The organism is Roseimicrobium gellanilyticum, from assembly GCF_003315205.1.
Taxonomy (GTDB): Bacteria; Verrucomicrobiota; Verrucomicrobiia; order Verrucomicrobiales; family Verrucomicrobiaceae; genus Roseimicrobium; species Roseimicrobium gellanilyticum.
This window is the reverse complement of sequence record NZ_QNRR01000017.1, coordinates 57926-79406: the sequence shown is the minus strand read 5'-3', so window position 1 is coordinate 79406 and position 21481 is coordinate 57926. Positions and strand designations below refer to the sequence as shown.

Sequence of the window (21481 nt, the reverse complement as noted above, 5' to 3'; positions counted from 1 at the left end):
CCAAGGATGGGCTTATGATGTCGCGTAACACCAAGCTGCTCATGGTCGTGGGCGCCCTCGTGATGGGGATGCTCATGCTGGTGAAAGTACTCAGCAATCCCACGGGTGGGTTGGCAGGACTCATCAAGTATGCTGCAGTACCGCTGCTGCTGATGTGCTTCCTCTCGCCGAGGGTTGGCCTCGTGCTTCTCAGCATCATGGGGTTTTATGGGGACTTCTACAAGAAGCTCGCTGTATACTACGGCACCGTAAGCCTGGACACGGTGAAGGAAGTGCTCGCGGTATCGGTGGCCATGCTCGGCGCCACGCTGGGTGGCGCGGCGCTTCAGATGATTTACAACCGGGTGAAACCAGATCGCACGACCGTGGCCATCAGCGTGGCGACGGTGCTGCTGACCGGCTTCCTTTTCGCCAGTGGTGGTGGCGAGGCGATGGCGAACCGCATCCAGTATGCCGTAAACAGCGGTCTCTATCTGGGCCTCGCGGCGGTAATTTGTCTCTACTATGTGGATCGTGAAGACGCGCTGAAGCTCTGCCGCCTGCATTACTGGCTGGGTGTGCCGTGGGTGCTCTGGGCGATTCGGCAATACTACTTCGACTTCACCGAGCTGGAGTGGACCTATGCAGCCACGGAACTCTCGCCCGTGCTGTACTCGCAGATGTTTCAGACGCCGGACGTCCCGCGGCCCTATGGATTTGCTTCCACCTCCTCGGCCTTCGGGGTCATCATGTATCTCTTCTGTTTTGGTGTCTGGCATGCGATGCGGTATGCGAGGGCACGGATGGGTTTCCTGCTGTGCACCGTCATCTATGGCGTGGGTCTGTACGTCTCGATGCAGCGCACGCTGTTGTTGGTCCCTTTCCTGGTGGCAGGCACCTACATTCTGTTTCGGACACGTGCGGGTACGGTGTTTTTCTACACCTCATGTGTGACCATGGCGATTGCAGCTGTGATGCTGTCGGATGTTGCGCTCAAGAATCTGGGGGCTATGAACTCGGCCATTGAAGGATCCGGCGGCTGGACCAATCGAGTGGTCCGCGTTGCAACCTTTGCGGACCGCCTGAAGGGGTGGACACGCTTGAAGCGGGCGAGCAGCTACAGTCTCATTGGTACACGCTGGAGCAGTGCAACGGGCGGCGGCAAGGAGTTCGACGATGAATCCTACAGCCATGACTCCATCAATAAGATCCTGATCAATTTCGGTGTCATGGGGCTGGCTGCCGTAGGAGCAGCGCTCTTCCTCACAGCGCGATTTGCGCATCGCACCGTCCTGGGCATTCGAGACTCGATGGATCGAGATGCGGCGGTGTTTGTGCTTGCTCTGCTGGCGGTAGCTGGCGCCCTCATGCTGATGGGGGGGAACAACCTTCACACGGTGCCTATCAATCTGGTGGTGGTCACCTATTTGGGCCTCGCAGCGGGCACCATCCGGAGGAACACACTCACTCAGGAAGCTGAGGAATCTGACGAAGAAGAGGTGCCCGAACCTTCCGTGAGACCCATGGTACTGAGACCCTACTCTGCCGAGCGTCACCCCCTGCGTCCCTCCACACGATGGGGATGAGCAATGGGCACTTGAGTCATTCCCTTTCAATCAACCACAAGCCATTATGTCCGTACGATCCATCCTTCGCCGGGTGCTCTACACCTCGAATACCATCCGCTATCGTGTGGAGTGGCCCCGCTTGCGTGAGGCCTTCCAGCAGATCGGCAAAGTAGGAACCCTTTTCGATGGAGGTTGCGGTTCCGGCGAATTCGCGCGTCGCGTGCTGGATGAGGGACTTTGCGAAAAGGTGATTGGCCTTGAGTACGACGACAACAACTACCGTGAGTTGCAAGCCAACCTGGGCTGGCGCCCGGAAGTGCAGACCATGCAGGCTTCTTTGCTCGAGATTCCACTGGCTGATGCCAGCGTGGATATGGTGATGAGTACCCAGGTGATTGAGCACATTGCCGATCACGAAGGTGTGGCCCGGGAACTGGTGCGCATCCTCAAGCCAGGTGGCCATGCACTCATCACCGTGCCGCATCCTCCGGAGCCCTTTCCCAATGATGACCATGTGCGCAAGGGATATACCGATGCGGATCTGCTGGCACTCTTTGAGCCGCTAGGCCTGAAACCGCTGCGCACCGACTACTTCCTGACGAGGAATACCACGGATCGCATGAAGCAGGCGTGGAAGCTGCCGGCTCGTGGCGTCTTCCTTCCCGTGGCTTGGGTGGACCAAGAGACCACGTGTTCGCTGGATGAACGGAAGTCCTGCGATCCCTTCGGCATTCTGATGCTCTTCCAGAAGAAGGCATGAAGCTGCTCATCGTCGATCCCAACTTGAGCCGCACGAGTCCCTCCATGAAGGGCATCGTGGCCGCTCTGCCTGCGCTCAAGGCGCAGGGCTGGGAGATCGAGGTGTGGTGCTGGCACGCAGATGAGGAGGTGAAGGTGGACCGAATCGAAAAACTGCCGCAGGTGGGGAAGGTGCACACGCTGGACAGCTATGCTTTCTCCTTCTGGGTGCGCTTGCGCGCGTGGTGGAAATTTCGAGTGCAGAGGCATGCACGGCCCGATGTGGTCTACAGTGTAGCGTGGTATCTCCCTTCCTGTGAGGTGTGCCACGTGCACTTTTCGCCCTTCGATTGGGAACGGCGCCAACGCACGCTGGGCATGCGCTCGATGCGTGACGTGTTTGAGCGCGTGACGAATCTTGGAAGCCTCTGGCTCGCGAAACGATTCCTGCACAGTACGACAGCCAAGCGTGTGCTCTGTGTCTCTGAAGCGGTGGCGGGGGACGTACGGAAGGTAAATCCGAAGCTCAACGTGCAGGTGCTTCCGAACAGCTACGATGCGAAACGCTTTCACCCTGCACTCCGGGGGTTGCATCGTGAGGCCCTGAGAAACCAACTCGGCATCTCCACGCAGGATCATGTGTTCGTGTTTGTGAGCGCGGGGCATTATCGACGCAAGGGATTCTTCCTCGCCGTGGATGCGGTAGCCAAGCTTCGTGAAAGAGGCGGGCAAGGAGCGAGCGCGCGCCTGCTGGTGCTTGGAGGCAGTGCCCAACGCCTGCAGGCCCTGAAGCAGCAGCTCCAGTCGAGGCATCCGGATTGGGATGCTTTTGTCACCTTCACCGGAATGGTGCCCGACGTGGAGAAATACCTCTCGTCTGCGGATGGATTTTTGTTCCCGTCCTATTCAGAAGCCTTTGCCCTCGTGGAGGTGGAAGCAGCAGCCTGTGGGCTGCCCCTCTTCCTCACGCCACATCATGGCAGTGAGATGATCCTGGAAGACGGTGTGAATGGAAGAAGGGTCGAGTTTGATGCGGTCCGCATTGCTGATGTCCTGGAGGAATACGTGACCGGTGCATGGCAGCCGGAGCGTGGGGTGCACCTCAAGCATGCGCTCGATGGTGCGGCGTATGCGGAGCGATTCGCGGCGGAGCTGGCACTGGCACTGCCGGATGGTTCCAGGGCGCGGTTGAGCAGTCCGAATCTGCGCGGTGCACTCCACGCCGGGTCCAAGGAAGAAACTGCGTCCCCACACTTGTGAGCAGACCACCGACATTGGCCATCGTGACGAAAGCACGGGGCACCTTCTTCAAGCCTCTTTATGAGGCGCTGGCCAAGGCGCAGCCCAACCCGTGGCGTACCATGCTGCTGTGGCCCACCAGTGAAAAGGGAGAGCATCCTGAGGAAGCGGTGACGCCGCGTGGTGAGAACATCGACATTTGCATGGCTGCAAGCACGCGGCGGCGCATGGATACCTCAGACGCGGCGCTCGAGGGAAAAAAAGGGAAGTATGACACTTATCTTCCCTCACGAGAGGCCTGGCGCATGCTGAAGGAGCAGGATGTGCGCGCAGTGCTGATTCATGAGTTCTCGCCCTTCACCCTGCAGGGACTCATCTATGCGAAATACCGCCGGATTCCCGTCATCGTTTCGACCGAAGTGGGCAAACGCAATGCGCACTATTTCCACGCACGCACACGCTGGTGGCATGGATTCTGGAGCAAACTGGTGGACGGTGTCGTGGCCTGCTGCCCCGCAGCGCACGAATCCCTGAGCGGCGGACACGGACCCACGTTCCCGGCCTATCACGCGGTGGACAGCCGCTTGTACACACCGATGGAACGCGAGCGTGCAAGCAATGAGCCAGTGGTGTTTGCGTATCTGGGACAACTCATCAAGCGCAAGGGGCTTGACCTTCTTCTCACCGCGGCGGCCCAGTTAAAGGCGGGTGGGGTAGGCAATTTCAAGTTGCGCTTTGTTGGCGGTGGTGATGAATCCTGGCTGCGGCAGACGATTGATCAACATGGTCTGGGGCATCACTGCGAGCTTACAGGCTTTCTCACGGGACAGGCCATTCGAAATGCGGTGGGTTCGGCGGATGTCTTTGTGTTGCCTACACGTCAGGATACCTATGCAGCCGTGGTGCATGAAGCTGCCTGCCTGGGGCTGCCACTTCTCATCAGCAAGCACGCCGGTGCGGCCGAAGCGCTCGTGGTGGATGGAGTGAATGGATTCACTTTTGATCCCGATGATGCCATCGGTACGGCTGCACTGCTCATGAAACTCATGCGCGAGGAAATCCGCGCTCCCATGCGGGTGGCGGCACGAGCCACGGGTGAGTCCTTCAGCGCTCATGTGCGTGGAGCCGAACTCTGGCGCTGGATGAACAGGGTATTGCCCATCGGTGTGAACGCCGAGGCAGAGCTGGAACTGAAACACGAAATGATTCGAGGATGAGTGCTCGTGGCACAGAAGCACGCGTTGCCTGGTATCCCGCATTGCCTGCGGAGGGTTGGGCTTCGATGGATCGTTACTGGGCAGAGCTGGCCCGCTGCGAGTCAGGATGGCATCACGCTGGTGGCAGTGGGGACCGGATGAAGGCTGCGGCACCTCCATGGCTGGGCGGACCACCCGCTCGCAGTGCCGCTGCGGGGCGCATTCAGCGGGCGATGCACAAGCATTTCATCTACCCGTGGCGCGCAGGTCAGGAAAAGGCGGAGGTGGCCCATGTGCTGGATCACAGCTATGCCCACTTGATTCCTCACCTCAAGAAGGGGTGCCGCAGCGTGGTGGCCACCGTGTTTGACCTGGTCCCTCTGCAACTCGCGGACGGTTTGACTCCGGTGCAAATTGAGCGCTTCCGTCGTACCGTGATGCATTTGCGCGAAGCGGATCATCTCATTTCGATTTCTCAGGAGACGAAGGACCGTCTGCATGAGATTCTTGGCATCGACCCCTCGCGTGTGACGGTGGCTGTGCCGGGCATGGATTTCGCAAGGTTCCAGAAGCAGGTGCCGCAAGACAATGAGGTGGCACAACGGGTGCGCGCACTGCCGAAGATCCTCTTTAGTGTGGGCTCGGCCATCTCTCGAAAGAACCTTGGTTCACTCCCCGGCATCTTTGAGCACTTCCGCGATGAGTTTCGTGAGCGTCGTTGTGTGTTTGTCCGTGCGGGCGAGCGGTTGCCAGCAGAACTGAAGGCGCGGATTGAAGAGGTGGTGGGACCTGAAGGGTTTGTGGAGTTGGGACCCACATACGGAGATGACCTCATCGCGGCTTATCAGAGCGCGCATGTGTTCCTGTTTCCCTCCACGCTGGAAGGATTGACTTTCACCATCCCTGAAGCCATGGCCGCCGGCGCGGCAGTGGTGACGAACCGGAGCACTGCAAATCCGGAAGCGGCGGGCGATGCTGCGCTCTTCTACAATGAAGGCGATTCCGCCGAGGCTGCGCGTTTGATCATGTCCCTGCTGAAGGATGGCTCTTTGCACGCTGAGATGTGTGCGAAGGGTCGTGAACGGGCGCGTGCCATGACCTGGGAGCGTCACTATCAGACCGTGCGCAAAGTGTACAGCATGGTGGCTGGCAGAGCTGCGTGATTCATGGGCGGTGCGGGATTGCCGCCAATATACAAAAGTTCATCACATGTGTTCGATTGCGGGAATGATTGGCTGCGGTGACGCAGAGATCCTGGAAAGGATGTCCGCCATCATGCGGCATCGCGGGCCGGATGCGCATGACCAGGTGTGGTTTGAGCAGCACCATTGCGGACTCGCGCACAATCGCCTTTCCATCATTGATCTCTCCTCCGCGGGCGCGCAACCCATGCGCAGTGACGACGGCAGGCACTGGATTGTCTTTAACGGCGAGATCTACAACTACCGCGAACTGCGTGCCGAGCTTGAGGCAAAAGGGTGTGTGTTCCGATCCAGCAGCGACACGGAAGTGCTGCTGCACGCTTTGATTCAGTGGGGCGAGAAGTGTGTGGAGCGGCTCAATGGGATGTTTGCCTTTGCGTGGCTCGACACCACGACGGGACGTCTCGTGATGGCGCGCGATCATCTTGGCATCAAGCCCCTGTACTACGCGGAAGTGAGTGGTGGCCTGGTGTTCGCGTCAGAGGTGAAGGCCCTGCTGCAGGTGCCGCTTGTTCGGGCGCAACGTGATGACGACGCGATGCGCAACCCGACGCGCTTCCTGATTTCGCCGGAAACGGGTTTTCGCAATATCCGCAAGCTGCCACCGGCGCACATCATGGTGTGGGAGCGAGGTAAGCTGGCGCAGTACTCCTACTGGAGCATCACACCCTCCGAAACGCTGACTGATGAAGAGGAGGCGCTGGAGAAGATTGGCGATCTGGTGGAGCGTGCCGTGGAGATGCAGATGATCTCAGACAGGCCCATTGGCGCCTTCCTGAGTGGGGGATTGGATTCCTCGCTGATTTGCGCGCTCATGCGTAAGCACACGAGCGCCACCATTGATGCCTTCACAATCCGTTTTGCCTCGCAAGACCAGAAGTTTGAGCAGACCTCGGAGGATGTGATCTACGCGCGCCGCGTGGCGAAGGAGTTCGGCTTCCGTCTGCATGAGCTGGAGATACAGCCGGATATTGTGAAGCTGCTGCCGCTCATGGTGTGGCATATGGATGAGCCGCTCTCCGACCCCGCAGCGATCAATACCTATCTGATTTCGAAACAAGCCCGCGACATGGGCATCATAGTTCTGCTCAATGGCGTGGGTGGGGACGAGATTTTCGGCGGATACAAGAAACATCTCGCCTGCCTGCACGCCGAGAAGTTTGGCCGGTGGTGCCCATCATGGTTGCAGGGGGCCGTGAATGGCGTGGTCTCGCAGCTTCCGGTGGCGAGCTCCAGTCGTGGGTTTGCGACCGTGCGCATGGCGAAGCGCTTCCTGGGGTATGCCACCCTGCCCGCTGCCGAGCGTTACCTGGCATCGGACCTTTCGCTGAACGCGAGAAAGTTCGCCGAACTCTTCAATGGAGCAGATTATCGCCAGACGAACTTCTGGGAGAAGCAGCACGCTTTGATGGAAGGAAATGGCTCGTCCTACCTAACGCGCATGTGCCTGAATGACACGCGCGTATTCCTGCCCGAGCACAATCTCACCTACAGTGACAAGGCCTCGATGGCGGCGAGCATTGAGACACGTCCGCCGCTGGTGGACAAGGATGTGGCCGCGGCGATGTTCCAGGCAGCTCCGCATCTGCGGATCAAGGGAGGCATCCAAAAGCACCTGCTCAAAGTCATCGGTGAGAAGCACCTGCCGCGTGATGTGGTGCATCGTCCCAAGGCCTCGTTCAACAGCCCGCTGCGTTCCTGGATGCGCGGTCCCTTGAGCCCGCTGGTGGACGAATTGCTCAGCGAGTCGCAGGTGAAATCACGCGGCCTCATGGATGCGAAGACGGTGCGCCGATGGGTGGAAGAGGATCGTGCGGGTCGTGAGGATCACAGCATGTGGCTCTGGACACTGCTCACCTGGGAGATCTGGCACCGCACCTTTCTCGATAGGACACCGGATGGCCCCATCTCACTGGCCTAGCTGCGGTCTGAGCGATGACTATTTTATAACATTTCATGAAACAGCTTGCCCAATATCAGGACGGTAGACTTGAGCTGCAGGAGGTGCCGGTGCCGGTACCTCCGCCCGGAGGCATCCTTGTCAGGACGACCTGTTCGGTGATCAGTCCCGGCACCGAAAAGATGAAGGTGGAGCAGGCGCGCATGTCCCTGCTGCAAAAGGCCAAGGCGCGTCCAGATCAGGTGAAGAAGGTCCTCGATACGGCTCGCACGCTGGGTTGGAAGGCTGCGCTGCAGAAAGTGAAGAACCGTCTCGAGTCACCTTCACCTCTCGGTTACAGCGCCGCTGGAGAAGTGGTGGCCGTGGATACTGCGAACACGCGCTTCCAAGTGGGAGATCGAGTGGCATGTGGCGGTGCGGAATGCGCCTTCCACGCAGAAATGATTGCCGTGCCGGATCTGCTGGCATCTCCCATCCCCGACGGCGTCGAGGACTGGCAGGCGGCGTATACCACACTTGCATCCATCTCGATGCAGGCCGTGCGACAAGCACAAGCGGGACTGGGAGAGCGCGTGCTGGTGATGGGACAAGGGCTGGTGGGTCAACTTGCCACGAGTTTGCTGGCTGCATCTGGTGTGCGTGTCATGGGCGTGGACTATGTTGCGCAGCGCCTCGCGGTGGCGCAGCAAATGGGCGCGGAACGTGTGGTGAATCCAGGCGCCACCAAGGTGGAAGACGCCGTGCGCGAATGGACAGATGGCCTTGGTGTGGATGCGGTGCTCCTTTGCGTGGGGGGCAAGACCTCCGCGCCTGCAGACCAGGCCATCGCCTGCCTGCGGGATCGCGGTACGCTGGTGATTGTGGGCATCTATGATGCGCAGCTCGAGTGGAAGACGGCGTACATGAAAGACATTCAGGTGCGCTACTCCCGCAGCTATGGGCCGGGACGTTATGATCCACAGTACGAGTGGGGTGGTCGGGACTATCCGGTTGGCTATGTGCGCTGGACGGAGAACAGGAACTTCGAATCCTGCTTGCACTTGATGAAGTCAGGAGGTCTCAATCTGAATCCAGTAACTACGCGCCGTGCCCAGTTCAGCGATGCGGTGTCCGTGTACAACGATCTGATGCAGCAGGGGAATGCTGATATCGGCGTGGTGCTGGGATATGATGGCAAGCAAGTAGCAGTGCCTGCGGCAGTCCAATCTCCTGCCAAACAGGCCTGCGTAAACGGCACATCACCCATCAAGCTTCAGAGTGGCAACGGCATGGTGCTTGATGTGATTGGTGCAGGGAATTTTGCGCGCACGATGCTGCTTCCCCATGTGAAGGGGCAGGTGTCTTTCGGGACGATTGTGAATGGCACCGGATTGAGCGCCCGCCATGTGCGCGAGAAGTTCGGTTTCCAGGATGCCGAGACCGATTCGGCGAGGGTCTTCAGTCGCGAAGGCGGCTCCGCTGTGATGATTGGCACGCGCCACCATCTGCACGCACCGCTGGTGCTGGATGGCTTGAAGGCGGGTAAGCATGTGTTTGTGGAGAAGCCCCTCTGCCTCACAGTGGAGGAGCTGGAAAACATTTCTCATGAGGTGCATCAAAGCAATGGCCATGGAACTGGCAGCGTGATGGTGGGATTCAACAGACGCTTTGCTCCTGCCACGGTGGAACTCATGCGCGTGTTGCGGGCCATCCCTGGTCCCAAGACGCTGACCTATCATGTCTTTGCCGGGCCGCTGGCTCCGGACCACTGGTACGCGAATCTCGAGGAGAGCGGCGGTCGTGTACTCGGCGAAGCGTGCCACTTCCTGGACTTTGCGTGTCATGTGCTTTCCGCGAAACCGCAGAAGGTGACTGCGCAAACCGTATGGCCCGCACGTGGCAGGAACGCCTTCCCGGACTCCGTGACCGCACAGGTGGAGTTCAGCGATGGCTCGTCATTCCAGCTGGTGTACACGGCAGAGGGGGATTTTGCATTCCCGAAGGAGAGTTTCCGAGTCTTCGCTAGTGGACTGGTGGCAGAGTGCGAGAACTTCCAAAAGCTCAGCCTGTATCAGAAGCGCAAGGGGACGGAGAAGAAGTACACCAGCAAAGGTCACGCCGAGGAGATGGCCGCGTGGTCTGCTTTTCTGAAAGGGGAAAGTGAACATCCCATGCCGTATGCAGAGATCCATCAGAGCATGATGCTCACATTTGCGGTGCTGGAGAGCATTCGGGAGAACCGTCAGGTGACCTTGTAAACAAAGCGGCCTCATGGTGACGATGAACAACAAGAGCACCTCTGCTGTTCCGTTGAAGAACAACCGCATGGCTTCGCTGCAGTGGTACTATCACCGTTTGATGGTCATGGATCCGGTGGAGGTTGTTGGCAGGGTCCGTGAGAAACTTCGCGCGCGTACGGAAGCTCGTGATGCTGGTGCGCTGGACGGTGCTCGTGTGAGTGCCGAGCCGCTTCCCGCTCCATGGTTGCCGCCGGTGGGTAGCGCGCCCTCCATGCTCAAGGACCAGCTGGCCCGTGATGCAAAGAAACTTCTCGCAGGAACCTGGTCGCTCTATGGATGGCGCGAGATTCAAGTGGCCCTCCCTCCCATCTGGCACAAGGATCACGCGGGTGGTGTGGAGGTGCCGTGCCAGGAGCGTCACCTGAATCACCGATCCCTGCCACCGGGTGCCGATGCGCGCACCATCTGGGAAATCAACCGGTGGGCAGAAATGGTCCGCCTGGCCATGCACGGACGCGAAAACGGAGACCTGACCGCCATCGGTATGGCGCAGTCGTGGCTCCTGGATTGGGTGGAAAAGAATCCCATGGGGCGCGGGATCAACTGGACCAGCGCTCTCGAGGGGGGGCTGCGCTTGATGAACTTCTGCTGGTTCGATGCCCTGGTGCGGGATGGCGCCGACGCGCCTGCCCGGAAAGATGCGCAAATCATGGCGGCACAGCGCCGGCTGGTGGATGCCATCATTCCCACGCACACCTGGTGGGTGAAGCGCTATGCTTCCTTCGGATCGTCGGCGAACAATCATCGCCTTGGGGAACTCACCGGGCTGCTGCTGGCCGTGACGCGCTGGCCAGAGATGGAGTGCTTTGTCGGCAGCGCTGTGGAACTGTGGAAAGAAATTGCCCACTGTGTGATGGCGCAGTTTGGGAACGATGGCGGCAATCATGAGCAAGCGTTGCACTACCATCTGTTTGCCTTTGAGATGGCTCTGCATGCGAGCCGCGCAATGAAGGTAAATGATGGACCAGTCATGGAGCGACTGTCGCTGGCGGCAGAGTTTTTCTCTCGCATGGAGCACCCCGGTGGAGAGCCGTGGGACTACGGTGACTCAGATGATGCACAGATTGTTCCCCTGCCATCCCATCGGGCGCATGCAGCGGGCGAGTGGCGGGCGTGGCTTTCTGATGAAAGCAGTGGCGACGGAGTGGCTCTGAATCACTGGCTGGGCAATGCGGGCTCTCTGAGGGTGACAGCCAACCACCCTTCTGAAGCCGGCTGGTGGTTTGCAAAGGACGCCGGCATGGCGGTGGGCCAGCTCGATGGCTGGAAGGTGCGCCTCGATGCATCACCGCTGGGCTTTGGCAAGATGGCGGCACACGGGCATGGCGATGCGCTTCATCTCTCCCTCTGGGATGGTGAGCAGGCGCTGGTCATTGATCCTGGTACCGGCGGATACTTTGGTGCAAGGGAATTGCGTGCTGAGCTCGCGGCGTGGGAAGCTCACAATGGCCCCCAGCCGGTCGATAGCTTCAAGACCCCCCGGCGCATGGGAGCATTTTTGCTGACCCAGCATCATGCGCGTCCCGGGCTGGTGAAAGAGAAGGCGCAAAGCGACGCGATGAAAGCCAGTCTCGATCACGAAGGCCACAGGTTCACTCGCACGGTGCGCCTCGGCGATGGGGGAGGGCACTCGGAAATCCATGTGCACGACGAGGAGCAGGGAGGCGGCGGATTTCGGGTGCGTTGGTATTTCACACCAGAGTGCTACGTAGCCGTGAAGACGATGCCGATGACCTCCAGCATGGGCGAGGTGGGGCTTCGCCGTGGCGCACATACCTGGCGCATGCAGGTACGAGGTGAGTCGTTGCAAATCGAACTGAAGCGCGCGCGCGCCTCCAGGAGCTATGGGCGTGTGGAGGACTGCGTGGTGCTGGAGGTGCGCTGCACGGGAAGTCTGGAGACGGTCTTTGCGCGTGCTGATGCGTGACCGGGCACTCTTTTGCAAAACTTGCCTCCATTTCTTTCTCCGCAGTTGCGTGAATACCAATCCTTGGGTTTAGGCTGAGCTCTCTTTTTCGACCATGAATGTATCCATCTTCGGTTTGGGTTATGTGGGTGCCGTCACCGCCGCTTGTCTGGCAGAGCGGGGGCATTCCATCATCGGCGCGGACGTGCAGCAGCCCAAGGTGCAGGCCTTTAACGATGGCCTCTCGCCCATCGTGGAGCCGCAGCTTGATGACCTGATGCGTTCCGCCAAAGACTCCGGCCGCCTGCGGGCCACCACCGACGCGATGGAGGCCGTGCGTTCCTCGGATGTATCGATCATCTGCGTGGGCACGCCTTCTCTGGAGTCCGGTCGATTGAACCTCGACTTTGTGCGCAAGGTATCGCAGCAGATCGCGGACGGCATCCGCGCGAAGGGCAGCTCTCATGTGCTGATTTTTCGCAGCACGATGCTTCCCGGCAGCACGCGCTCGATGGTGCAGGACTTCTTCGCGGAGTTGATGCAGGCGGGGCTGGTCGCTATCTACTACTGTCCTGAGTTCCTTCGTGAAGGGACAGCAGTGAAGGATTTTCGTGAGCCTTCGCTCTGCGTTGTCGGGACCCATGACGGCAGCAACGTCGCCGGTCGCGAACCCTTGGAACTGCTTGGGGAAAACGCCGAGATCCTTGCATGGGAAGGCGCAGAGATGATCAAATACTCCTGCAATTACTTCCACGCGTTGAAGGTGGGCTTTGCCAATGAGATTGGCCGCATCGCCCGCCACGTGGGCGTGGATGGTTCCCAGGTGATGGATGTCCTCTGTCGAGATGAGAAGCTCAACATCTCGCGCTACTACATGAAGCCTGGCAATCCCTTCGGTGGCTCCTGCCTGCCCAAGGATGTGAGCGCGCTGGGCTCGTTCGCACGCATGGAGGGGGTGAGTCTGCCGGTACTGGACAACGTGCTGAACTCAAACCAGGCACACCTCGACTGGCTTTTGAAAATGATCACTGCCAAACCGAGCCGCAAAGTGGGTATCCTCGGACTGTCTTTCAAGAAGGACACGGATGACCTGCGCGGCAGTCCCATGGTCTCCGTGGCGGAAACCCTGCTGGGCCGAGGCTATGAGTTGCACATCTACGATGCGAACCTCAATCCGTCGCGCCTGGTGGGGGCAAACGAGGCTGAAATCTCACGACGCATGCCGCATCTAGCCCAGCTTCTGCGCGATACTCCGGAGGAGGTGATTGCAAAATGCGATATCATCGTGGCCGCCCAGAAGGTGGCGAAGCCTGAGCAACTCAGGGCCTCCGTGCGGAAGGACCAGTGTGTCATCGACGTGAACGGCTGGCGGGATCTGAAGACCCTCGACTGGAACTACGAGGGCATCTGCTGGTAGAGAATCCAGCGCAACGAATCCATGAAAAGCAGGTGGCGGCCCCACCTGCTTTTTCTATGCCGATTTACTGCGAATGGTCTTCGGCGCCCTTGGGCTCTTCGCTCTCGGGGAAGCGCTTCTCGATGAGCTTGGGAGTCACGTAGCCCACGAGGCGGGCTTCGTCCCAATCCACCGCAGCCCATGAGGGCCACGGGATCTCCAGCAACGCCGCGGCGCAGGTGGGCATGCTTTTCCCAAGGTGGTCGCGCTGGAGGAGCTTGCGGACAAAGTCACTCAGGCCGTCATTGTGACCAAAGAGCATCACGTGGCTCCAGGCATCATCGAACTCACGCACGACCGCGAGCAACGCCCTGGCTTCGGCGAGATAGATGCGCGGCTCCTCGACAACAACGCCGGGATTGTAGCCCAGTTCCTCCTGCATGATGCGGGCCGTCGTCTTTGCACGCATGGCGGTGCTGGTGACGAGGCGATCCGGCCGGGGCAGCAGAGCCACCGTTTCATTCATGCCCAGATACGTCCTGCCAAGAAATCTGGCCACGATCGGTGCATTCCTAAGCCCCCGTTCATTCAACGGCCTTTCGTGATCGCTCACTCCGGTGTTCCAGTCAGATTTGGCATGCCGGATGACGGTGAGGTATTTCATTCGTTCGGGAGAAAGGGAAGCAGTCAAACAATCAGCCAGGCTGACAGGGGAAAAGGCCCGGCCACATGGCGCAGGTGACTTTTCAAACCGTGGCATAAACAATGCCATGATGTGAGCGCAAAGCAAAGGTCAAATCGGGTGGACATTCCGGGGGCATTCCTTGAAGATATGGGCTGTGTCAGTGGCCTCCAGTACGTCAACCAGCCAGTCCCACATCCCGTGGTGGCTGTGGCCGAATGTGTTGAGCCTTGATGCGCCGCTGGTGGCCATTCTTTGTCAGGCGGCGCTGGCACGCGCGCACAAGGTTTCGCTGTTGCCTTCGGTGTACGCCGCGCTCTTCCTGACAGTGTGGCTGATCTATGTCGTGGACCGTGTGCTGGACGGCTTTTCGGTGAAGAAGGATGCGCGACTCTCCGCGCGCCATGCATTTTACCGCAGGCACCGCAGTTTGTTTATCTTCTTCGTGGTACCGGCTGGCGGCATTGCATTGCTCTGGCTCGCCCTTGCAGAGATTCCCGAGGGCATCTTCTGGCGCGGCCAGGCGCTTGGTTTCATCGTCGCACTCTATCTGTTGCATTTCGCTGCGCGTGGACACCGGTTGATTTACACGGTGGGGAATATCATGGCCTGCATGGTGGGCGGTGTGGTCCTGTGGGCACTTCCCGTGCCTGTGCCTTTCAAGATTCTGTATGGTACTGTGCTGGTGGCCCTGCTGGCTCTTGCCGTGGGTCGGCGTGCGGGGGATTCGTTTCGTTTCCTGCCCAAGGAGGTCGTCTGCGGATACCTCTTTGCCATCGGATGCTCGCTGAGTGTGAATTTTTTCACCGGGGATCAGCTCGCCCATCCGTTCTCTCCAGAGGTGCTCATGCTGGCTCTGCTGTGCTCCCTCAATTGCATTGCCGTGTCCTGCTATGAACGAGCGGCGGATACACAACCGGATCCTGATGGCATCACACAGACGTGGCCGCACATTGCGCGCCTGTATCCCATGCTGTTGATCTCACTGGCGGGATTTGTGTGCTGGACGCTGAGCCGCAAGATGCCGCTGCCACTGGTTCTCTTCTGCGCGGCGGTGCTTTTCAGCACCATCCTCCTGGGTGTGGTGCACCACCTGGCGAAGCGCATGTCCCCTGAACTCTGCCACGTGCTGGCAGATGTGGCCATTGCCGTGCCGGTGCTGGCGGTGGTGCTGGCCCCTGAACATTTGCCCAAGATCGCTTCTTTGCTGCTCGAAGGCGTGCCTTTTCTCGAATGAACCACAGCCCAAGTGGTCAGAGATCCTTGAACAACCGGATCCATTCCTATGAGCACGATCCTTGTCCCCGTGGATTCTTCGGACATTTCTCCGCAGGTGGTTGAGACAGCGGCCTCACTGGCCGAGGCGAGAGGTGATGAAATCACCCTGCTGCACGTAGCACTACCTGACCCGGCATTCGTCGGATTCGAGGCGGGTCCCGTCGTGGTACAAGAGGCGGTGGAGCGGGATTTCCGGGAGGACCATGAGAAGCTGGAGAAGATCCGTTCCGATCTCGCCGCGCGAGGGCTGGCTGTCGGCTACCTGCATTTTGAGGGCTCGACGGCCGATGTGATCCTGCGTGAGGCAAAGCGGATCCATGCAGGACTCATCGTGATGGGCTCGCACGGTCACGGAGCGCTCTACCACCTGCTGGTGGGCAGCGTGACAGATGCTGTGCTGCGCAAGACGACCTGCCCGGTGCTGGTGGTGCCCTACACCATGATGCCCAAGGGTTGACCTGCGTGGAGCTGCATCAGGCATCCTCGCGCCGCACAAAGAGCACCGCGCTGGCAGTGAAGCCGTGCAGGTAGGCCCGTTGCCCGACGCTGCCGATTTCTCCGTTGCAGAAGAAGCCTGCGAGCGGTGCATTGCCAAACACCTCGCGCACCAGTCCCGCATCGTGGCTGGGGGTGCCAAAGAGATGACTCCCCCTGCCGGCACAGGAGAAGAGCAGCGCTGCAAAGGGGAGGGTGCCCAGATCATGACGTTTCTGCAGAAGCATCTCACGAAGCTCATTGTCCGCGGCATCGCGATCGCGCAGCTGGAACTGCATCGTCTGGCCCACTCGTGGCATCGCGCCCACGGCGAGGATGCCCTGACTCGGATCGCCGCCCAAAATGGAGCGCACGAGGAAGTCGCCTGTGTGAAATTCATCCACGTACTCCGTCATCGCGAGACCCACGAGGATGTTTCCCTGGGCCTTCTCACGTTGATCATCCGGCAGGCTGTGGAAGGCGGCCTGGAGCTGCTCATACGCGTTCACCGAGGCCAGTTGGTGAATGAGATTGTGATCCGCCTTGGTGATGGTCAAGGGCTCGCCGATTGGCCGGCAGCCCTGGCTGACCAAACCGCCAAAATGCAAGTCACCACGGATGCCCACGGCGATTGCAGCCGCGGCGCTGAGTTCCTTGTCCGTAAAAATAAAGAGCTCCTCACCTCGGAAACTTCCACTCACGAGGCCTCCATAGGTCGGCGTGCCACCCATGGCTTCGTTCCACTTGGTCATCCAGTCCTCGCCTACCATCACGGGATTGCCCAGCAGGATCCAGCCGTTCGCCTCTTCGCGATTGAAGCGCCTGGCCTGTTCCCACTCCGGGCTCGTGGATTCGGGCGGGAGCTCAAAAACGGCCACCTCCTCCTGCGGTACCTGCAGGACGAGCAGCGAGAAGCCGCTTTCATTTTCATCTTCCTGTCCGGTGCCGATGAGCCCCCCGGCGGAGCAGCCCACCACCTGGGGGCAGCGGGCGTGGATCTGGACAAGCTCGGTGAGATCATGCACGTGCGGCTCGTAGTCGCACGAGACAAAGATAAAAGCGATGCCTGCCTTTCCGTGCAGGTGCTCCTGGGCGCGTTTCGCCGCAGCCTGCACACGGCCCTCATCGTAGGGCCCGATGACGAGCTCGGAGTACGCACCGCCCGGCAGGTTGGGGGAGCCTTCCGTTTGCTGACTCATAAGATCGCGTACCACCGATGGGAGGAGGTTTCAAGGGGCGTCCCCCGTGTTCCTCAATTTTTGTAGGGCACACCATTCTTCTCGCACCACTGGACGGCATCGGCCTGATTTTTCTTGGCAGCGATGATCAGGAGCTCGATGGCTTTGTTTCGAAGCTGCCCAGAGCGTGCTGGCTCAGCATAGATACCAGCGGCAGCAATTTGGTCCGCGGTGAAAGGCCTCACACCGTTGTTGGCGGGGTGCCCGCTGATGAGATCTGAAAGGAGGAGCATGCAGAAGGGGTTGGGCGGGTCCAGCTGCACTCCCTTTTCGAGGGTCTGCTTGGCTCCTGCGATGTCCTTTTTGTACGGATGCCACAGCAGTGCCGCAGCCAGTGCAGGGTAGGCGCGTGAGACCTTTCCCGCCTCGGCTTTCTGCAGATGCTCCACCACCTTGTCCCATCTCTCCTTGCCTTTGAGTTCCTGTGCAAAAGGCTGTTTGGCGTCGTCCGGTTTGAAGTCCATGAGCATGGCTCCATAGAGGTAGTCAGCCTCCGGAACTCCTCCCTTGATGGCCTCGATCAGTAGCTTCTCTGCCTCAGGGCCCCTCCAAGGAAGAGATTCTGTAGGTTCCGCGGGAAGATAGATGTCTGCCAAAAAGACTTTGGCACGGAGGTCATTTTGGGCACTGGCGAGCCTCAGGTAGTAGGCGGCCTCATTCATATCTGCGGGGCGGTCGCCCACCGTATTCGTGCGAGCGTTTCCGTAGCGGCGCATGGATGGGGCATGGCCCAGGTCTGCTGCCAGTTCGAAATTCCGCTCAGCAAGGGTCGGTTTGTCCTCCTTGTGAGCTTTGTCACCGAGGATGTAGTAGGCCTCCGCCACGCCAGCCTCGGCGATCTCCTGCATGCGTGGCATGAGTACGGTGAGGGCATTCTTCAGATACTCGACTTGGGACGGATCACGAGGCACCTGCTCAAGGTAGTCCACGCTTTCCTCCAGCTCCTTCGAAAGAATTCCGCGGGCCAGCTCCGCGACAGTGCTGTTCGGACGCTTTTTGACCAGGGAGAGAGCTTCCTCAATGCGTTGCTCGTTGCGAGACGGATCTGCCGCAAGCGAATTCAACAGCGCCATTTCAAAGGGCTCCGCGCGCCCGGCGTCTTCCGTACTGGAGAGATCCGTGCAAATCTGCTTCAGCAGGGGAATGTCGGACTCCTTGGCGAGTGTGGCTCCGATGAGTACGTCGTGATACTTGCGCGCGGCCTCGGTGCCATCGCCCAGCTTCCCTGCGTGGTAGGCGCGAAACACCTTGTCACGAAACGCGTTCGCCGCAGCATCTGATTCCCACGTCTGGTTTGGATACTTTTCACGAATCTTGCCAAGCGCCTCATCGAGCGCCGCCAGGTTCCCGGCAGTGACCGCGTCGCCTGCCGTGGTGAGGAGTTCCGTGAGGGTGGGACCCACGGGTGGGGGAGGTGGCGGAGGATTCACCACCACTGGGGGGCTGTCAGGAACTTCGGGCTCATCCGTGTCATCGTTCATCCACACAGCGATGCTTGCGATGAGGATGACCACCACAAGCGCTGCCACGCCTGGCAGCAACCAACCTGGGAGAGAGGAAGGCCTGCTTGTGCCCGCTTGAAGCGCCTTGGAAGAGGGCGAGCTCGTGAGGTGTTGGGGACGCGCCGGTGGAGGCAGAGGAACAGCAGAGGTCGCTGTGGTAGGACGTGGCGTGAGGGGAACAATGGCTGGTGGGGCCGGAGGCGGACTTTCGCTCCCGGTGAATGATGCGGCAGTGCTGGTATCCCTGCGGGCATCAGTCTCTGGTGCGGAAATACTCGAAGAGATACCCGCATCTCGGTCGCTGACGCCGGAGGTCAGCGGAGACGATTGGGCATCGTCTTCCGCAGGAACATCGAGAATGCTTGAGGTCGAAGTTGCGGGCGCAGCTTCCGCTTCGAGCTCCTCCGTTGTATTCACCGAAGGCTCCTCAGCGACTGGTGCACTTGCAGTGGCCGCATCCGCGCGCGCCTCTACGCTGCTCTCCGTGTGAATGGCCGACTCGGAGATCTCCGGCGCTGAGAAAGTCGCACCAGAGTCACCTGCTTCGCTGTCTGATGCGATTTCCTTCGCGACGGTGGGCTCTTCACGGATCTCGGGCGGAGCGGATGTCACCGGAAGCTGAGCAGTCCGCGAAGGGAGGATGATGGTCTCAGTTTCGTTTGGCGAGAGTGTTTGCGTGGCAGTCCTGGCGGTTGCGGCTCCCTGAGCCTCTGCTACGGTGGACTGGGTGGCAGCCGGTGGCTCCACTGCTGTACTCTCCGTGGAACCTTCGACACGGCTCCACGTTTGCGTTTGCTCCCTGCCGAGCGTCGAGTCCAGCACCGAAGCGGACTCTGGAGTGACACTTGCCTCAGGCGTCGCGGTGGCGCCTTCTGAAGGCTCGCCCGAAGTCTCCGCCGGTGCGGGTACTTGTGATGCCGCTTCCGGCGCAGACGACTTGGATTCTTCTGGAGTGTCAGGCGCAGCATCGACAGGCGCCTCTTGTTTCTCGATCTTTCCAGTAAACTCATTCGCGTGCTCCGTGGAGAATTCGCTCGAGTCGCCTGCCGCCAGGTCCGCCAGCATGCGCCATGATGTCAGCATCACCGTCGCTTCAGACGAGGTGGTGATGCGTGATGTATCATCCGTGCGGCGAGGGGTGGCCTTTGTCTGCTGGAATGCTTCCACGAAGTCCGCAGCACGAGTCCATGCGGTATCGACAAGTGCGGTGCGCAGGGTGTCATTCTGCCGCTGGGTCAGGTTAGCCAGCGGGATGAATCGAGGCACACGTGACCACGTACTGGGCACAGCACCACCCAGGCACTGGTAAGCGAGCAGCGCGAGCCGCTGCACCAGCTCCTGCGGTGTGGTCGCTTCTGTGCGGAAGGGGCCCTGCGTCAAACCGATGGCCGTCTCATCCGCAGGACGCAGCGTGGTGAGAATGGCATAGTTGATGGGGCTCAACTTGGGCACCACCTCGAACGTCTCCGTCGTGGGAGACGTGATGGAGGTCGATGTGGAAGTCGCGGTCGCTGTCTGCGTGAGCGGGTGAATCTCCGTGCGCGGCACCTGCTTCAGGAAGATACCTGCGGGATCCAGATCCGCAGTGATAAGATCACTGGCAAGGCAGGTATCGATCGCGGAAGCCAGTCGCTCCACGATGGCGATCGTTTCGGCCAGGGGCATCTGCTTCACCTTCCGCAGATGATCCAGCAGGGTCTGGTTTCCCGGATGTTCCGTCACCACCATCCATCCAGCGCCCTGGCCCCCACTGGTGGGAAAGACGGTGAGGTGACGCAGGATATTTGGATGATGGATGTCGATGGCACGACGCGCATCTCCGATCACACCCTGGAGCGCCTTGGGATCACTGAAGCGATCGTGACGCAGCAGGTGAAGGCGAACCGCGCCGCTCAGCGTATCCTGCCCCTCGTAGATCATGCCCCAGGGCTTCGCGTACGGTTTGCCCTCTACTTGGAAGCGTTGCTGCCACTCGGTGTAGCTGGTGCCGGAGGTGGCCAGAGCCCGCAGGCAGTCATGGATCTTTTGCCGTAGTTCCTTCGCGGTCTGGGGGCGGTTTGCGGGTTCCTTCTCCAGCATCTTGCCCAGCAGATCGCGGACCTCTGCAGGCACCCACAGGAGTCGGCCCAGGGGTGGAGCCGTGTGCACCTGATCAAAGAGCACCTTGTGCAGCGAACCTTCGAAGGGGGTGCGACCTTCCAGCATGAACCACAGGGTCAGTCCCAGTGCATAGAAATCCGAGCGGCTGTCTGGAGGCACGTCCTGCACCTGCTCCGGACTGGCGAAGACAGGAGTGCCAAGGAAGATGCCTGCCTGCGTCTGCAGCGCCATGGAGTTCTGCGCCTCCGCATGGAGCGGCTTTGCGAGGCCGAAATCGATGAGCTTCACCCGGAGGATGTCATCTTCCACCGGCTCCAGCATGATATTCGCTGGTTTGATATCACGGTGCACCATCTTGTGCTTCTCCGCAGCGCCGAGTGCCTCGCAAACCTGCAGCGTGACTTCCAGGGCCTCCTTGATCGGCATCGGGCCACCCCGCTGTACACGATCCTTTACCGTGTCCCCCTCCACGAACTCCATTGCGTAGAAGAAGGTATTGTCCACCATGCCGAGGTGGTACACGCCGGCGACGTTCGGATGCCTCAGCCGGGCCGCTGCTTGTGCCTCACGCTGAAAGCGCTGGCCCACTTCCGCATCCCCCAGAAGCTGGGGGCGGATGACCTTGAGCGCGACTCGTACCTTGAGGTTCGTATCCTCCGCCAGGTACGTGACCCCCATGGCGCCTTCGCCCAGTTTCAGGGGGCGGCCTTGCTCATCCGTGGCAACACGGTAATGCTCAAACCGGATTGGCTGGCCTGTCGCTCGTTCATCCACAGAAGGGGAATCTAGTAGTGGTTCCGTCTT

General features: G+C 60.0%; 14 protein-coding genes. 11 read left to right on the top strand and 3 right to left on the bottom strand.

Features of this window, described 5'->3' with window-relative positions; genetic code table 11:
• Nucleotides 1-14: 14 nt before the first annotated feature.
• The 9 genes from DES53_RS29630 to DES53_RS29590 all read left to right on the top strand — a co-directional run bounded on the left by DES53_RS29630 (nt 15) and on the right by DES53_RS29590 (nt 13424).
• The gene (locus DES53_RS29630) at nt 15-1565 is read left to right on the top strand and encodes a hypothetical protein (protein WP_147263710.1); all 1551 of its coding nucleotides are present in this window, start codon (nt 15-17) and stop codon (nt 1563-1565) included.
• Between the two features lie 46 nt (nt 1566-1611).
• Complete coding sequence (locus DES53_RS29625; RefSeq protein ID WP_113961957.1) at nt 1612-2307, top strand: class I SAM-dependent methyltransferase; 696 nt, start codon at nt 1612-1614, stop codon at nt 2305-2307.
• Nucleotides 2304-3545, top strand: coding sequence for a glycosyltransferase family 4 protein (locus tag DES53_RS29620; RefSeq protein ID WP_113961956.1), 1242 nt, complete (start codon nt 2304-2306; stop codon nt 3543-3545). Before DES53_RS29625 ends, DES53_RS29620 begins: the two co-directional genes overlap by 4 nt.
• A gap of 23 nt (nt 3546-3568) precedes the next feature.
• On the top strand, nt 3569-4741 hold the full coding sequence (locus DES53_RS29615) for a glycosyltransferase family 4 protein (protein ID WP_170157525.1): 1173 nt from the start codon (nt 3569-3571) through the stop codon (nt 4739-4741).
• The gene (locus DES53_RS29610; protein WP_113961954.1) at nt 4738-5883 is read left to right on the top strand and encodes a glycosyltransferase family 4 protein; all 1146 of its coding nucleotides are present in this window, start codon (nt 4738-4740) and stop codon (nt 5881-5883) included. The genes DES53_RS29615 and DES53_RS29610 overlap by 4 nt, the downstream gene beginning before the upstream one ends.
• 46 nt (nt 5884-5929) lie before the next feature.
• Entirely contained in the window at nt 5930-7843 is a 1914-nt protein-coding gene (asnB, locus tag DES53_RS29605; RefSeq protein WP_113961953.1) for an asparagine synthase (glutamine-hydrolyzing), read from the top strand.
• A 35-nt stretch (nt 7844-7878) separates the two neighbouring features.
• Nucleotides 7879-10059, top strand: a complete 2181-nt coding sequence (locus DES53_RS29600) for a bi-domain-containing oxidoreductase (protein ID WP_113961952.1) — start codon at nt 7879-7881, stop codon at nt 10057-10059.
• 13 nt (nt 10060-10072) lie between these two features.
• Entirely contained in the window at nt 10073-12028 is a 1956-nt protein-coding gene (locus DES53_RS29595; RefSeq protein ID WP_113961951.1) for a heparinase II/III domain-containing protein, read from the top strand.
• Nucleotides 12029-12122: 94 nt separating this feature from the next.
• On the top strand, nt 12123-13424 hold the full coding sequence (locus DES53_RS29590) for a nucleotide sugar dehydrogenase (RefSeq protein ID WP_113961950.1): 1302 nt from the start codon (nt 12123-12125) through the stop codon (nt 13422-13424).
• Between the two features lie 64 nt (nt 13425-13488).
• Here the strand turns inward: DES53_RS29590 and DES53_RS29585 are convergent, their stop codons facing one another.
• Nucleotides 13489-14067: a SixA phosphatase family protein gene (locus DES53_RS29585; protein ID WP_170157524.1), complete on the bottom strand. Its 579-nt coding sequence runs from the start codon at nt 14065-14067 to the stop codon at nt 13489-13491.
• 181 nt (nt 14068-14248) lie between these two features.
• Between DES53_RS29585 and DES53_RS29580 the strand changes: the two genes are divergently transcribed.
• Both DES53_RS29580 and DES53_RS29575 read left to right on the top strand, forming a co-directional pair.
• Nucleotides 14249-15322, top strand: coding sequence for a hypothetical protein (locus tag DES53_RS29580; RefSeq protein WP_113961948.1), 1074 nt, complete (start codon nt 14249-14251; stop codon nt 15320-15322).
• Between the two features lie 48 nt (nt 15323-15370).
• Nucleotides 15371-15820, top strand: coding sequence for a universal stress protein (locus DES53_RS29575; protein WP_113961947.1), 450 nt, complete (start codon nt 15371-15373; stop codon nt 15818-15820).
• 16 nt (nt 15821-15836) lie between these two features.
• Here DES53_RS29575 and DES53_RS29570 read toward each other — a convergent pair whose 3' ends face one another.
• Both DES53_RS29570 and DES53_RS29565 read right to left on the bottom strand, forming a co-directional pair.
• On the bottom strand, nt 15837-17036 hold the full coding sequence (locus tag DES53_RS29570) for an FIST signal transduction protein (protein ID WP_113961946.1): 1200 nt from the start codon (nt 17034-17036) through the stop codon (nt 15837-15839).
• A 53-nt stretch (nt 17037-17089) separates the two neighbouring features.
• Nucleotides 17090-21451 (bottom strand): protein kinase domain-containing protein, encoded by a 4362-nt coding sequence (locus DES53_RS29565; protein ID WP_113961945.1) that lies wholly within the window; start codon nt 21449-21451, stop codon nt 17090-17092.
• Nucleotides 21452-21481: the final 30 nt, after the last annotated feature.